Raw genomic sequence first — 14,165 nt, forward strand, 5'->3', positions numbered from 1 at the left:
ATTGTCGCTGATTTCCATGACGACCGCTCCCGACGGCACGCAACTGGCCGTTTACCGTTGGGACGTGCCGCCCCGGCCCGAAGGGTACCGGCCTGCCTACCTGCTGCACGGCCTGGGCGAACACGCCGGCCGCTACGAAGGCCTGGTGCGCTGGTTCGCCGCCCGCGGTTGGTCGCTTGCTGCGCACGATCACCGGGGACATGGTCGCTCGGGCGGCAAACGGGGGACGCTGCGCACAGAAGAAGATCTCGTCATCGACGCGGAACACCGGCTCGCCGAATACGAACGCGAAGCCGGCGCACCGCCCCTGCTGATCGGACACAGCCTGGGTGGCCTCGTGGCGACACGCGTCGCGCTCCGCGGCAAAGTGCCGCTGGCCGGCCTGGTCCTGTCCTCGCCCGCCTTTAAATTGGAGCTGTCGGCCGCTCAACGGTGGCAGCTCGACCTGTTGAACCGGTTCGCGCCCGACCTGCGGGTCGGCACGCGGTTGAAAATCGCCAAACTCTCGCACGACCAAGGGGTCGTCGACGCCTACGCCAACGATCCCCTCGTGCACGACCGCATCAGCGCCCGCCTGCTGCGCTTCATTGTGGCGGGCGGCGCCCAGTCCATCGCCGAGGCATCCGGCCTCAAGGCCCGTACCCTCCTCATGGTGGCCGGGGATGACGCCATTGTCTCGCCCGCCGGCAGCCGCAGCTTCGCGGACTCCGCGGCGCCCGGCAAGCTGGCGCTGCGCTGGTATCACCAGGCGTACCACGAAGTGCTCAACGAGGCACCGGCACTGGCCGCCCCCGTGTATGCCGACCTGGAGACGTGGCTCGCCACCCTCGACGACCGGGTTTGAACGGCCCTGCGGTAATGGGCTATCCTAGGCGCATGGAATCGCTCCGGCGCGCCGTGTCGGCGCCCACCACCTCGCACCAGCCCTGCTCGACGCGCGTCACCGCGCGTCGCGTGCTGTCGTGCGCGCCGATTCTGCTTCGCTCCATCCCGGCCTTTCACTCCTGAGCCCGGCGATCCCCTCCTCCCCACCACCTTTTCGTGACCGATCGCCGGGCTTTCTGAATCCACCGTATTCAGCGCCGCCCTGCGGCACGACGTTTTCAGGAGACAGGCATGCAAACCAGCAGCCCCCCGATCATTACGATCAACGAACTCGACTACGTTCGCCTCACCAGTCTGCTCAATCAAATGGAGCGCGAACCCGCGCCCGGCTCCACCCCGGCGCTCATCGCCGAGATACTCGACCAGTCGGACCAGGTCGACCCGCGCGAGGTGCCGGCCGACGTCGTCACCATGCATACGCGGGTGGAGGTCGAGGACGGCAACGGAACCCGGCTGATCACCCTGTGCTATCCCAAGGAGGCCGACGCCAGCAAAGGCATGGTCTCCGTGTTTTCGCCCATGGGCGCCGCGCTGCTGGGCGTCCGGGTTCCAGGCAACATTTCGTGGACCCCGCCCGACGGCGAGCGGCGCGAAATGCGCGTAGTGCGGATCGACTACCAGCCCGAAGCCAACGGCGACTACACCGCCTGAACGCCCCGCTTCCCCGGGGCAGCCGAACGACGCGCCCCCTTCCCGGGCCGGCTGCCTCCGCGCCCGGCCATGTTAGAGTAGCTCCCGAGCCGGTGCTTGAGAGTTAAACGGGAAACAGGAGGACCCCTCGCCGGGGATCTAACCTGTGCTGCCCCCGCAACGGTAAGCATCCCGTCCGCGGCCCAGCCGCGCGACACGCTGCATCAAACCCACTGTGCCGACCTGCCCACATCCTCGGGCGCAGGTCGCATGGGAAGGGGATGCGGCCATGGGTGCCAGCCCGGATACCGGCCGGCTCACGGTCTTCGAGACCACAACGGGGGAAGCGCCGCGGGTGGGCGGCGAACCGAGTTCATCAGCCTGGATGGCATGCCCGGGCGCGCACCTGCGCGCGGCGCTTCCCGAATCGCAAGCCGACGTGCGGGGATGCGCGTCAACGACGAACGAAAAACCATGTCATCCAGCCTCAGCTCCCGGCGCCTGGCAGGCGCCGCCGGCGCACTGCTTTGCGCCACCCACGCCCAAGCCCAGATGCTTCCCGGGCCAGTCGCCCTCGAACCTGTCACGGTCACTGCCTCGCGCATCGAACAACCGCTGTCACAGGCCCTCAGCGACGTCACCGTCATCGATGCCGACACCATCGAACGCGCGGGACAAAGCAGCCTGGCCGACCTGCTCCAGCACACGCACGGCGTGGACATCGCCACGAACGGCGGGCCGCAGACAACGACCAGCGTATTCCTGCGCGGCGCCACCAGCGGCCACACGGTGTTTCTAATCGACGGGCAGCGGGTGGGCGGATCGACGGCAGGCGTCATGGGCCTCGGCGCGATTTCGCTCGCAGAAGTCGAGCGCATTGAAATCCTGCGCGGCCCGGCGAGCGGCCTGTACGGCGCCGACGCGATCGGCGGCGTGGTCAATATCATCACCCGCCGCCCCAGGGCCGACGGGCCCTTCCAACCGCGGGGCTCAGTCGGGCTCGGCACCTGGAACACACGCAAGGCCGACATCGGGCTCGCGGGCCGGCTCGACCGCTGGACGTACTCCCTGTCCGCCGGCCATGCCCGCAGCGACGGATACAGCGCCGCCAAACCGAATAATCCAGGCGGGGTCTACAACCCCGACCGCGACGGATACGAGCTGGACCACGCCGCAGGCCGACTAGGCTATGCGTGGCGGGACGGCCAAGAATGGGAAGCTTCGTTCTACCGGTCTCGCCTGAACGGCCGCTACGACGGCAGCCCGACGTTCGACGACCGCAGCGTGCAGCGCATCGAAAGCTATGCCCTGGCCAGCCGCAATCGCATCAACGACGCCTGGAGCAGCCGGCTCAGCGTGGCGCGCACCGTCGACGACAACACCAGCATCTACGGCCCGGGAGACACCGGCCGGGGCCGGTTCCGCACTCGCCAGACCCTGTTTGCATGGCAGAACGACCTGGCCCTTTCTGCCGGACAAACGCTGGCGCTCGCGGCCGAACGGCGAGTCGAAGACATAGACGGCACGATTGCCTACGCGCAGGACAGCCGCATTACCAACGCGGCGGCGGCGGTATATCGCGTCGACCTGGGCCGCCACCACCTCCAGGCGAACCTGCGGTACGACCACGTAGCCCGCTACGGCGGCCGCACCACGGGCGGGCTCTCATACGGCTACGACGCGGCACCAGGCTGGCAACTGACGGCCGCCGCCAACACAGGCTTTCGATTGCCCACTTTCAACGACTTGTATTACCCCGTCTACGGGAATCCAAACCTGCGCCCCGAAACCTCACGCAACGTGGAGGCCGGCCTGCGCTACCGCCACGCCGCCGGCGAAGCGAGCGTCCTCGCCTACCGCAACGAAATTGAAAACCTGATCCAGTACCAGGGCTACACCCAAGTCGCCAACAAGAACGCCGTCATCAAAGGCGTCACGGTGAGCGCGACGCAGCGGCTGGGGGCGACCACCGTGCGCGGCAGCGTCGACTGGATGGACCCGCGCGACGACAACACCGGCCAGATGCTCACGCGGCGACCGCGCACCGCCCTCAAGATCGCGGCCGATCATCGCATCGGCCCCTGGCGCCTGGGCGCCGAATGGCTGGCGAGCGGCTACCGGATGGACAACTCCTTCAATGCCACGACGTTCTCCAACGAAGTCACGCGGCTGGGAGGCTATAGCGTCCTCAATCTCGTCGCGTCGTATGACATCGACCGCAAGACGCAGGTCCAGCTGCGATGGAACAATGTGACCGACAAAGACTACGAGCTGGTGCGCGGCTACGCCACGCCGGGCTCGAACGTGTTCGTGACACTGACCTACCGGCCTTGAGGACGAGATCGTGAAAGGCCCTTGCGCATGGATGACCGCCGCCCTGGCAGCAGTCCTGGCCGGCGGCGCCGCGGCTGGCGCCGCGATGGCGAAAGACGCCGCGGGCAGGGAAGTGGTGCTGCCTGCGCCGGCCCGGCGCGTCGTGTCGCTGGCGCCGCATGCCACGGAACTCATCTTTGCCGCGGGGGGCGGCCGGGCGCTGGTTGCCGTGGACCGCGACAGCGACTACCCGCCGCCCGTGCAGCCCCTGCCCCGCGTCGGCGACGGCACGCGGCCCGATGCAGAACGCCTGCTGGCCATGCGGCCAGACCTGGTCGTGGCCTGGGCTTATGCCAGCCCCGCCGCCCCGGGGAGCTTGCCCGGGCTCCTGGATCAGTTCCGCATCCCCGTCTACTACAGCAGCCCACGCCGGCTGGAAGACATTCCCGACGAAATCGAACGCCTGGGCGAGCTCCTGGACACGTCAGGCGAAGCCCGTGCGGCGGCGGCCCAGCTTCGCGAGCGGCTGCGGGCCCTCGCCGCCCGGTACGCGGGCCAACGGCCGGTGCGCGTGTTCTATCAGGTCGGCGCGCGCCCCATGTACACCATCAGCGGCCGCAGCATCATCAGCGATGCGCTCCGACTGTGCGGAGCCATCAACGTTTTTGCCGAGCTGCCCGCCGTCGCCCCACTGATCAGCTCCGAAAGCGTGCTGCACGCCGGTCCGGAGGCCATCGCCATTGGCCAGACCGGCACCGCGGCCGAGCAGGAAGTAGAGAAATGGCGGGCGTTCGGACCGGCGCTCCGCGCAGCGCCCGACCACATCTGGACGTTAGACCCGGACACCATGCACCGGCCCGGCCCGCGCATGATCGAGGCCACCGAACGCTTGTGCGAACGCATCGACGCGGTCAGGGGCGATCAACCGGCGGCCCGCGCACCGGGGCCGCCGCCGTTGCATCGTTGACGACCCGCGCAACGAAGCGGCCTGCGGCCCGGCAGGAAAAATCAACTAAGGGGGAAGAAAACCAAGGGAGGAAAAGCGGGAATGGCGCGCCCGGCTGGGATCGAACCAGCAACCCCTGCCTTCGGAGAGCAGTACTCTATCCATTGAGCTACGGGCGCGTAGCCATGTATTGTACCTTGCTCGGGCGATTTCGTCTTTTCCTCTTCGTCCCCCTTGTCGAAGGGCCGCGTCCGGGTCCGGAAATCGACGTTGAACCGAGATACCTGCCTACCGTTATAATCGGGCGTTTATGTGCAGGACGACAGCCGACCGGGGAGACAGGCGGCGGCGCATCCTCGCTTCACAAGTATCAAAGCAAGCAGTCATTCATCCGATAAACCGTCATGCGCCGGGTGCGCCCGGCCTATAGACTTGCAGGACTTGGCAATGAGCAACGCGCAGCAGAACCACACGGAAGAACATGCATCGCCGATCAGGACGCCGCGACAACTGATCACGTTGGTCATACTGGCCTTCCTCGTCCCCATCACCGTCATCCTGCTGCTCGTCAACTTCGTCGCCAGCGGCACCAAGTCCAACGCCGGGTCGGATGCGCAAACGCCGGAAGCCATCGCGGCCCGCATCAAGCCGGTGGGCGGCTTCGAACTGCGCGACCCCAACGCGCCGCGCGTCTTCCAGACCGGCGAGGCCGTTTACAAGGCCGTATGCGCTACCTGTCACGCAGCTGGCGTGGCAGGCGCACCCAAGTTCGGCGACAGCGGCTCGTGGGCCAAGTTCATCGCGCAGGGGTACGACGCCATGCTGAAAGTGGCCATCGAAGGCAAAGGCGCGATGCCCGCGAAAGGCGGCAACCCCGACTTGGACGACTTCGAAGTCGCGCGCGCCGTGGTCTACATGGCCAATAACAGCGGTGCCAACTTCAAGGAACCGCCGGAGCCCGCTCCTGCCGCGCCGGCCGCCGAGAACCAGGCCGCTGCAGAACCTGCAGCGCCCGCACCGCAAGCCGCCGCCGCGCCGGCCCCAGCGCCCCAAGCTGCCCCGGCTCCGCAGGCGGCGGCCCCGGCCGCCGGCTCGACGGCCGACGGGAAGAAGCTCTACGACTCCACCTGTTTCGCCTGCCATGCCGCGGGCGTTGCGGGCGCGCCGAAGTTCGGCGACAAGGAAGCCTGGGCCAAGTACATCGCCACGGGCATGGACGCCATGGTGGCCGTCGCCATGCAGGGCAAGGGCGCAATGCCTCCCAAGGGCGGCGCTGCCAACGCCACGGAAGCGGAAATCCGGGCCGCCGTCCAATATATGGTCGACGCGGCCAAGTAAGCCATCCGCGGAACCGAACTCCGGTTCCCAAGAGAGAAACGCCCCGGCTGCCTTGCGGCGCCGGGGCGTTGTTCATTGCGTCAAGCCGATCACAGCGGCCGGATGCCGATGAATTTCAGCTGCGACAGCTCTTCGATCGCATAGCGCACGCCTTCACGCCCAAAGCCGGATTGCTTCGCCCCGCCGAAGGGATACAGATCCAACCGGAACCGACTCGCCTCGTTGATCCAGAGCGAACCCACCTCGAAGCCCTCCGCGAAATGGAAAGCCTGCGCCAAGCTGCGCGTGAACACGGCCCCCTGCAACCCGAAAGGCGAATCGTTGGCCAACTGCAAGGCATGCTCCGCATCGCGCGCCCGCTGCACGACGGCCAGCGGGCCGAACACCTCTTCCGTCCAAATGGGGCTGTCGGCGGGCGCATCCGCCAAGATACCCGGACTGACGATGCAGCCTTGCTGCACGCAGCCCCGACGACTTCCGCACCTTCCTCCAGTCCGAAATCGAGAAATGGGGCAAGGTGGTTCGGCAGTCGGGGGCCGCGGTCAACTAGCCCCGCCCGGCGGGGGCGTAGCGCCGCGCCTCCTCCTCGCTCATGCCCAAGTATTCCCGCAAGACCGCTTCCGTGTCCTGTCCCAGCAGGGGCGGGGCATTGCGGTAGCGAACGGGCGTCTCGGACAACCGCAGCGGGCTCGCGACCGAAGGCACGGTGCCGGCCAGCGGATGCGGCAGGTCCAGGCGCAGCCCTCGTGCCTGGACCTGCGGATCATTGAACGTCTGGTCGATGGTGTTGATGGGGCCGCAGGGCACGCCCACGGCCTCCAAGCGCTCCAGCCAGTAATCGCGCGGCTTCTTGGCCATGATCTCGGCCAAGATGGGCACCAGCCTGTCGCGATGGATGACCCGGTTGCTATTGGTGGCGTAATCGGGATCGTCGGCCAGGTGAGGCGCCTCGATCACGCCGCAGTAAGCGCGGAACTGGCCGTCGTTCCCGACCGCCACGATAAGGTGGCCGTCCGACGCGGCGAAGACCTGGTACGGCACGATGTTCTGGTGGGCGTTGCCGGCGCGGCGCGGCGCCACGCCCGACGTCAGGTAGTTCAGCGCCTGGTTGCCGAGCATGGCCACGACACTGTCGAGCAGGGCGATGTCCAGGTGCTGGCCCAGTCCGCTACGATGGCGCTCCTGTAGCGCGGCCAAGATGCCCACCGTGGCGTACATGCCGGTCAGGATGTCGGCGACTGCCACGCCTGCCTTTTGCGGACCGGCACCGGGCAAGCCGTCGCGCTCGCCCGTGATGCTCATGAAGCCCCCCAGCCCCTGGATCATGAAATCGTAGCCCGGCCGGTGCGCGTAGGGGCCGAACTGACCGAAACCCGTGATCGAGCAGTAGATCAGCCGGGGGTTCACCGTCTTGAGCGAGGCGTAATCGAGCCCGTATTTCGCCAAGCCACCGACCTTGAAATTCTCGATCAGGATGTCGCATTGAGCCGCGAGTTGGCGCACCAAGGCGGCGCCCTCCGGTGTCGAAATGTCGAGCGCCACCGAGCGCTTGTTGCGATTGACGCTCAGGTAATAGGCCGCCTCGGAGGTTTCGCGGCCCTCTGCATCCTTTAGGAACGGAGGCCCCCAGCTGCGAGTGTCGTCACCGCTCCCCGGCCGCTCGATCTTGATCACCTCGGCGCCCAGATCGGCCAAGTTCTGGGTACACCACGGACCGGCGAGGACACGCGTCAGGTCGAGGACGCGAATACCAGCCAAGGGAGAAGCACGTTCAGTCATGTTCTGCTCTGAAGTCAAGGCGCCGGGAGCCCCGGCAGTTGCAACGCGGTCCGTAAGCTTACCTCAGGCCCCCGGCCGCGCACGGCGCACGTGGCGATCCGAAGCCCGGATCATCCGGAACGCAAAGGCATCGCAACCTCGCTCCTCTCGCCCGCCCCGCCCGTCACGCTCCGTGAAGACCCCTTCTCATGCGCTCACGACCGGGGCGGGACACGGCGCGCGGGCCTTCCGTATGCTGCACGAAACGAGAGCCAGCCCATGGCCCAGACCAACTCTCCGGAGGAGCCAATATGGTACGCATTGCCTGTGCATTGACCGCCTGGACGTCTGCAGCGATCGCCCCGGGGCCTCGCCCCGACCGCCCAGGCCCAAGACATTCCCCGCAAATCGATCACCATGCTGGTGGGCTTTGCGCCCGGCGGCGGCGCGGACACGGCCGCCCGGCTGATCGCCAAGAAATTGAGCGAGAACCTTGGACTTTCGGTGGTCGTGGAAAACCGGGCCGGTGCCGGCGGCAATATCGCCCACGACCAAGTGGCACGGGCCGAGCCTGACGGCTCGACCATCCTGCTCGGCTCCATCGGCCCGCTGGCAATCGCGCCGCACCTCATGAAACTGCCCTACGATCCGGTCAAGGACCTTGCGCCCATCACCATGGGGGTCAACTTCCCGAACGTACTCGTGACCCATGCCGGGCTCGGCATCAAGACACTGGGTGAATACATCGCGCTCGCCAAGAAGGACCCCTCCCGCCTGAGCTACGCCTCGACGGGCGCCGGATCGGCGTCCCACCTGGCGGGCGAACTGCTCAACCAACGGGCCGGCATCGACGTCGTCCATGTCCCGTACAAAGGAGGCGCGCCAGCCATGGTGGACCTCGTGGCCGGCCGCGTCGCATCCTATTATTCGACGCCCTCCTCCGCGCAACCGCACATCGAGACCGGCAAGATCACCGCCATCGCCACCACAGGGCTGAAGCGCCCCGCCTTCATGCCGGACATCCCGACCATCGCGGAATCGGGCATACCCGGCTTCAATGCCACCAACTGGTACGCTTTCGTCGGCCCCGCCAAGACGCCGGCGAAGATCCTGGACCGGTGGAATGAAGAGATCGTAAAGGTATTGAAAGACCCGGACGTGGCCGGCCAGCTCATCAAGCAGGGCTGACGCCGGACCCCATGACCCGCGAAGAACTGGCCAAGTTCATCGCGAGCGAATCCGCCACCTGGGGCGCCATCATCAAAGAGCGTGGCATCAAGGTGCAGTAGGACTCCCGCGCCGACCGGCCCGCATTTGGCGGGCCGGCGCTTTTTTGCGTTCTTCCTGATTTTCCCGTTTTCCTGACGCAGCCTACGCGCCGGCCGCCGCACCCTGCGGTTAACCCTCTACCGCCCTCTAATAGCTAGTAGTATAGTTTACTGATCTATTAGCAAAGACGGCAGACTCGCATCCGCCGCACGCGTCCACCGCGCTCGAAGGAGACAACCTTGCAGCTCGATCATTTCTGGCGCGCCAGCTTAGTAGCGCTGGCGCTGGGGTGCGCCGCCGGCGCGCATGCCGAGAACTTTCCCTCCCGGCCCATTCGTTTGCTGACCCCCTATCCTGCCGGCCTCACACCGGACGTTGCAACCCGCGTGCTGGCCGACAAGCTGAGCAAGATCTGGGAGACGCCACTGGTCATCGAAGCCAAGCCCGGGGCGAACGGTTTTCTCGCCCTTGGGGGGGCCAAGCAGGCAGCGCCCGACGGCTACACGCTCGTCGTCGTGGGCGACGCCCACATGACGACCAACCCCAAGCTGCTCACTTCCGTCCCCTACGATCCGCAAAAGGATTTCCAACCGGTCTCGCTCTTCTTCCGCGCGCCGTTTCTGTTCTATACCTCGTCCTCGGCGCCTTACCAGAGCATCGGCGACCTCATCGAGGCTGCCCGCAAAGACCCCAAGAAGATCACGTATGGCACGCCTTACGTCGGCAGCCCGGCTCACTTCGGGGGCGCGATCCTGGCGCAGGCCACGGGCACCCAGATGATGCCGGTGCACTACAAGGAAGGCGCGCAAATCTATACCGCCGTGGCGAATGGAGATATCAGTTTCAGCGTCGCCACCATAGGCTCGGGGCTCCCGTTGGTGAAAGCCGGCAAAATGAAGATGCTGGCCACCGCCTCGAAAGAACGCTTGGCCGACTATCCACAGGTCCCCACGGTCAAGGAATCGGGCGGTCCGGACCTGGTGGTCGAAACCTGGGTGGGCTTGATGGCGCCGGCCGGCACGCCCGCAGCCGTCATCGAGAAGCTCAATGCGGGGATCACGCAAGCCTTAAAGGATCCCGAGTTAGTCAGCAAGTTCGCCGCGCTCGGCATCGAGCCGCAGGGCAGCACGCCGGCTGAGCTGCAAAAGCGGATTGGCGACGAACTATCGGAAGTGGAAGCACGCATGAAACGGCTGGGCATCTCGATCGAATAGCCTAAGCTCTGCCCAGGGCGCGCCTCGCCGCCCTTACTTCAATCTCATGTGCACCCGCACGAAATCGCTGCGGAACAGTCCCTGCGATTCGTAGAGGAGGACTTCTTCTTTATCGAAAACCGAGCGAGTCACGACCATGATGGCGGTATTCACCGGCACGTCGAGCAATTGAGCGACTTCGAAATCCGCGTTGCTAGCTTGAATGGTCTGCTCGACGCGGCCGATGCGATCACCGGAGTGGTTTTGTATCAACCTCATGGGTACCGGGGAATTAAAGGCCTTTTTCCCCACGTTGCGGAAAATCGTACGTTCCACGTATGAATCGCCGACGAAGTACGGTATCTGGTTGTGCTTTTGCAGCCGGCGCAAGTGCTGATAGCCATTGGGAGACAGCGTGCCGCCATGATGGTTGATCGACTGCGGGCGCATGACGGTACTGCTCTCCAGCCATTCGATCTGGATGTCCGGCTCGTTGTTCACCAGCGCATCCCAACTCGTAGGGATGTCGTAAAACACCCCGCTTTGCGGGCGGCGCAAGACAAAGGTACCGCGCCCCCTGTAGCGACCGATCAAACCTTCCGCCTCAAGGAAACCGATGGCATGGCGGATGGTGGCGCGCGCTACCCCTTCCTCCCGCGCCAATTCGTCCAGGGACGGAATTTGCTGGTTGACCGCCCACTCTCCGGTTTCAATCCGCTTCCTGAACGACATGACGAGCTTGACGTAGAGCGGGGTCCCGATTTGCGTCAGATTCGCGATGGCGGTCGACGATGTCGCGCGGGAGGCGATAGGCGGAGGCGTCATAGAAACATATATGCTGGTCGACTAGATGTTCATTCTACAGACTTCTTCGCGACTGCCGGCGCAGGGGCCCGTAAGCTATATTCGTCCGAATGAGCATCGAATCCGTCCGCGCTTTCTTCGCCGCCAAGGCTCCCGACCTCTCCATCATCGAACTAGACCAAAGCACCGCCACCGTCGAATTGGCAGCCCGGCATCACGACGTCGAGCCCGGCCAGATCGCCAAGACCCTGTCGCTGCGCGTCGGGGGACGCGAGATGTTGGTAGTGACCTGCGGCGACACGAGGCTAGACAGCAAGAAAGCCAAAGCCGTGTTCGGCGGACGGATCAAGATGCTGCCCGCCGATGAGGTGGCGGCCATCACCGGTCATCCGGTGGGTGGCGTGTGCCCCTTCGGATTGGCTCGCCCGTTGCCGGTGTATTGCGACGTCTCGCTGCGCGCTTACGACGAAGTCCTACCTGCCGCCGGCTCCACGCACAGCGCGGTGCGCATCTCCCCGCAGCGTCTCGCGCAGCTGGTCGATGCGGAGTGGGTAGACGTCTGCAGCAGGCCCACGCGGGCCGCCGTGCCGCTAGCGGCGCGAGACGACGACCTATTTCAGGTCGGTGTGGATCTCGACGAAGTCGCCCCGAAAAATCCCCAGTGATTCATAGACGAGGACGCCCTCCCGGTCGAGAACCGAGCGCGTGACGCGAATGACCGGCGCACCGGAGGTCAGGTCCAGCAGGCGCGCCGTATCGAGGTCGGCAACGCCTGCGCGCACGGTCTGTTCGGCATGGCCTATGCCGCCGGGTAATCCTGCGTCAAGCACCTTCAACGGGATGGGTTTGGCGAGCACGTCGGCGCCAATGCTTTCGTAAACAGTTTTCTCGATATAGGTATGGCCTATGCCATAGGGGATGCGGTGACGCACCAGTCGTCGCTTCAACGCCTGGTAGGTGTTACCCAACTTCGCGTTAGCGTGGACCGAGGCGGGCGGTTGGGCACACTCGTGGGTTTCCAGCCATTCCACGTCGATGTCGGGCCGTGCGCCGGTGATTTCGTCCCAGTTCATGGGAATGCGATACCAGATATTGGACTGGGGCCTGGCCATGACGAAGGTGCCCCGGCCGCGATACCGCCCGATCAACCCCTCGGCCTCGAGCATGCCCAAGGCATGGCGGACGGTGACGCGGCCCACGCCAAATTCCTGCATCAATTCGTCAAGAGACGGAATGCACTCGTTCAGCGGCCAGGTACCGTCCTCGATGCGTTGGCGAAACAACGCAAAGAGCTGAGCATACATCGGCAGACCGCCACGTGCACCATTGCTCGCGGCGCTGGGAGCTGCGGTGTCGGTATGGGCGGCCGGCCGGCGTGCTGGCGACATGAAGGGGTACCTGCTAGAAGCGTTAGATCTGCAAAAAACGCAAACACGTATTGTGCCGGGGTAGGCGGCGCGCTGACAATGCAAGCCGCGCACCTACTCAAGGCGCCAACGCGATGACGTCGAGCACGTAGTGCGCATTGCCTCCCGGCGCGGCATTGGCATCCGCCACCCCAACGGCCAACCGCGCCGGCGGGTCTTCCGGAAAAAACGCCATCCATGCCTGATGAAACGCTTGGCGTTTCTCCAAATCGTGCAAATAGAGCGTCACTTTGACCACATGCCGCAACGTGGCGCCCGACGCAGCCAGCACGGCCTCGAGATTGCGCAATGCCTGGCACGCCTGCTCATAGGGATCGTCCGGCATGCGGTTTGTGGCAGGATCGCGCCCCCGTATGGCCGACAGGAACAAAAAGCCTCCGGCACGTACGCCGGGCACCATGCCAGCCATGCGCTCGGGAGCGTCGGGCGATTGAGGCATGGTCTGCCTATCCATTGAGAAACTCCCGGATGATGGCAGCAGTACGGTCCGGCGCATCAGTCTGCACCTGGTGGCCCGCGCCTTCCACCCATTCGAAGCGAGCATCGGGCAGCATTTCCGCCAAGGCGCGCCCCGTGGCAGGCAATGCGAAGGTGTCGGCCGTTCCCCACAGGATCAAGGTGGGAATGCGCCGCGTGAGGGCGGGCAGTGCTTCCTGCCATTGCGTCTGTAGCCTGAGCACGGGATCGCTGCGCACCAATTCGATGCCCTCGGCCATGCGACGGAAGGCCTCGAACGCGCCCGGCCTCGTAGCGGCCTGCTGGCGATCATCGATCAGCTTGTCGGTGATGCGCGACTTGTCGATGATCAGGGCTTCCAGCAAGCGCTTCATTGCATCACGCGTGCCGTCGTAGCCCATCAGCGCCCGCATGGCTTCATTAGGTTCCTGCTTGATACCCATCGACGTCGCAATGGTTAGCGACGACACGATGATCAGCTTCTCGACGCGGTCCGGATGCAGCATGGCGTAGTAGGCTCCCGACCAGGCCCCCTGCGAATTGCCCAGCAGGCTGAACTTGTCAAGGCACAGTGCATCGACGAAATCCGCGGTATGAGCCGTACGGCTAATGAGCCCGTACGGGGTTGGTGCACTAGGATCGGTTAGGCCAAACCCACCGATGGAGTCAGGCGCGAGCACGCGAAAATCCCGGCCCAGCAGCGGCAGAACCAGGCCCATGCCCGAGGCGCCGGAGGAACCCGCACCACCACCATGCAGGGCCACCAGTGTCTTGCCGTCGTCGCCGGCCTCCGAATAGTGGGTCCGCACGCCATTGGCCAGCACCCAGCGAGAACGTATTCCGGTGTCGCTCATTTCGATGTCTCCTGTCGATTAGATGAAAGGGGAACGAGGCCGCGCTCCCGATAGGCCTGCACATAATTCAGGCCCAGCGTGCCGGCGAAATTCCGTATCAAGAGCGGATGCACGCCCCACTCGTACAACGTTGCAAGGTCGCGCTCGCACAGCACGCGCTTTTCTTCCTCGTCCAAGCGGTATCCTTCGAACGCCTCGGCCGCACCCGCCTCGAACGCGGCCCGCAGCGCCGGTTCTTTGTCGAAGCGGAAGAGATAGCGCTCCAATCCCGATCGACTCATGGTCCTTCCTC

14 protein-coding genes, 1 tRNA gene, 2 pseudogenes and 1 riboswitch are annotated in these 14,165 nt (G+C 65.3%); of the genes and pseudogenes, 8 read left to right on the forward strand and 9 right to left on the reverse strand.

Annotation, left to right across the window (positions count from 1 at the left end):
• Window positions 1-16: 16 nt before the first annotated feature.
• Window positions 17-844, forward strand: a complete 828-nt coding sequence (locus tag Q0319_RS03580) for an alpha/beta hydrolase (RefSeq protein WP_296468598.1) — start codon at window positions 17-19, stop codon at window positions 842-844.
• A 19-nt stretch (window positions 845-863) separates the two neighbouring features.
• Here the strand turns inward: Q0319_RS03580 and Q0319_RS03585 are convergent, their stop codons facing one another.
• Window positions 864-989, reverse strand: coding sequence for a hypothetical protein (locus Q0319_RS03585; RefSeq protein WP_296468596.1), 126 nt, complete (start codon window positions 987-989; stop codon window positions 864-866).
• A gap of 127 nt (window positions 990-1,116) precedes the next feature.
• Between Q0319_RS03585 and rnk the strand changes: the two genes are divergently transcribed.
• From rnk to Q0319_RS03600, 3 genes are all read left to right on the forward strand, one after another.
• Window positions 1,117-1,536, forward strand: a complete 420-nt coding sequence (gene rnk, locus Q0319_RS03590; RefSeq protein WP_296468594.1) for a nucleoside diphosphate kinase regulator — start codon at window positions 1,117-1,119, stop codon at window positions 1,534-1,536.
• A 73-nt stretch (window positions 1,537-1,609) separates the two neighbouring features.
• Window positions 1,610-1,847, forward strand: a riboswitch (cobalamin riboswitch).
• Window positions 1,848-1,989: 142 nt separating this feature from the next.
• Window positions 1,990-3,849: a TonB-dependent receptor gene (locus Q0319_RS03595; RefSeq protein ID WP_299450967.1), complete on the forward strand. Its 1,860-nt coding sequence runs from the start codon at window positions 1,990-1,992 to the stop codon at window positions 3,847-3,849.
• A gap of 10 nt (window positions 3,850-3,859) precedes the next feature.
• Window positions 3,860-4,795 carry a cobalamin-binding protein gene (locus Q0319_RS03600; RefSeq protein ID WP_296468592.1) on the forward strand — a complete coding sequence of 312 codons (936 nt, stop codon included), beginning with the start codon at window positions 3,860-3,862 and terminating at the stop codon, window positions 4,793-4,795.
• 82 nt (window positions 4,796-4,877) lie between these two features.
• Here Q0319_RS03600 and Q0319_RS03605 read toward each other — a convergent pair.
• Window positions 4,878-4,953, reverse strand: a tRNA-Arg gene (locus Q0319_RS03605).
• Between the two features lie 268 nt (window positions 4,954-5,221).
• On the opposite strand from Q0319_RS03605, the gene Q0319_RS03610 reads away from it, so the two are divergent.
• Window positions 5,222-6,112: a c-type cytochrome gene (locus Q0319_RS03610; protein ID WP_296468590.1), complete on the forward strand. Its 891-nt coding sequence runs from the start codon at window positions 5,222-5,224 to the stop codon at window positions 6,110-6,112.
• A gap of 89 nt (window positions 6,113-6,201) precedes the next feature.
• Here the strand turns inward: Q0319_RS03610 and Q0319_RS03615 are convergent, their stop codons facing one another.
• Both Q0319_RS03615 and Q0319_RS03620 read right to left on the reverse strand, forming a co-directional pair.
• Window positions 6,202-6,621, reverse strand: coding sequence for an aldehyde dehydrogenase family protein (locus Q0319_RS03615; protein ID WP_299451156.1), 420 nt, complete (start codon window positions 6,619-6,621; stop codon window positions 6,202-6,204).
• A 37-nt stretch (window positions 6,622-6,658) separates the two neighbouring features.
• On the reverse strand, window positions 6,659-7,891 hold the full coding sequence (locus Q0319_RS03620; RefSeq protein ID WP_299450971.1) for a CaiB/BaiF CoA-transferase family protein: 1,233 nt from the start codon (window positions 7,889-7,891) through the stop codon (window positions 6,659-6,661).
• 327 nt (window positions 7,892-8,218) lie between these two features.
• On the opposite strand from Q0319_RS03620, the pseudogene Q0319_RS03625 reads away from it, so the two are divergent.
• Both Q0319_RS03625 and Q0319_RS03630 read left to right on the forward strand, forming a co-directional pair.
• Window positions 8,219-9,159: pseudogene (locus tag Q0319_RS03625) on the forward strand (tripartite tricarboxylate transporter substrate binding protein).
• A 219-nt stretch (window positions 9,160-9,378) separates the two neighbouring features.
• Window positions 9,379-10,353: a tripartite tricarboxylate transporter substrate binding protein gene (locus Q0319_RS03630; RefSeq protein WP_299450974.1), complete on the forward strand. Its 975-nt coding sequence runs from the start codon at window positions 9,379-9,381 to the stop codon at window positions 10,351-10,353.
• A 33-nt stretch (window positions 10,354-10,386) separates the two neighbouring features.
• Here the strand turns inward: Q0319_RS03630 and Q0319_RS03635 are convergent, their stop codons facing one another.
• Entirely contained in the window at window positions 10,387-11,157 is a 771-nt protein-coding gene (locus tag Q0319_RS03635) for a GntR family transcriptional regulator (RefSeq protein ID WP_299450977.1), read from the reverse strand.
• Between the two features lie 89 nt (window positions 11,158-11,246).
• Here Q0319_RS03635 and Q0319_RS03640 point away from each other — a divergent pair.
• A pseudogene (locus tag Q0319_RS03640) lies at window positions 11,247-11,699 on the forward strand (YbaK/EbsC family protein); the annotation flags it as partial.
• A gap of 48 nt (window positions 11,700-11,747) precedes the next feature.
• Here the strand turns inward: Q0319_RS03640 and Q0319_RS03645 are convergent.
• The 4 genes from Q0319_RS03645 to Q0319_RS03660 all read right to left on the reverse strand — a co-directional run bounded on the left by Q0319_RS03645 (window position 11,748) and on the right by Q0319_RS03660 (window position 14,154).
• Window positions 11,748-12,440, reverse strand: coding sequence for a GntR family transcriptional regulator (locus Q0319_RS03645; RefSeq protein ID WP_299450980.1), 693 nt, complete (start codon window positions 12,438-12,440; stop codon window positions 11,748-11,750).
• A 181-nt stretch (window positions 12,441-12,621) separates the two neighbouring features.
• Window positions 12,622-13,002, reverse strand: coding sequence for a RidA family protein (locus Q0319_RS03650; RefSeq protein ID WP_299450984.1), 381 nt, complete (start codon window positions 13,000-13,002; stop codon window positions 12,622-12,624).
• Between the two features lie 7 nt (window positions 13,003-13,009).
• Window positions 13,010-13,873, reverse strand: a complete 864-nt coding sequence (locus Q0319_RS03655; RefSeq protein WP_299450988.1) for an alpha/beta hydrolase — start codon at window positions 13,871-13,873, stop codon at window positions 13,010-13,012.
• Window positions 13,870-14,154: a hypothetical protein gene (locus Q0319_RS03660; RefSeq protein ID WP_299450991.1), complete on the reverse strand. Its 285-nt coding sequence runs from the start codon at window positions 14,152-14,154 to the stop codon at window positions 13,870-13,872. The genes Q0319_RS03655 and Q0319_RS03660 overlap by 4 nt, the downstream gene beginning before the upstream one ends.
• Between the last annotated feature and the right edge of the window lie 11 nt (window positions 14,155-14,165).

The organism is uncultured Pigmentiphaga sp., from assembly GCF_937950555.1.
GTDB lineage: Bacteria > Pseudomonadota > Gammaproteobacteria > Burkholderiales > Burkholderiaceae_B > Pigmentiphaga.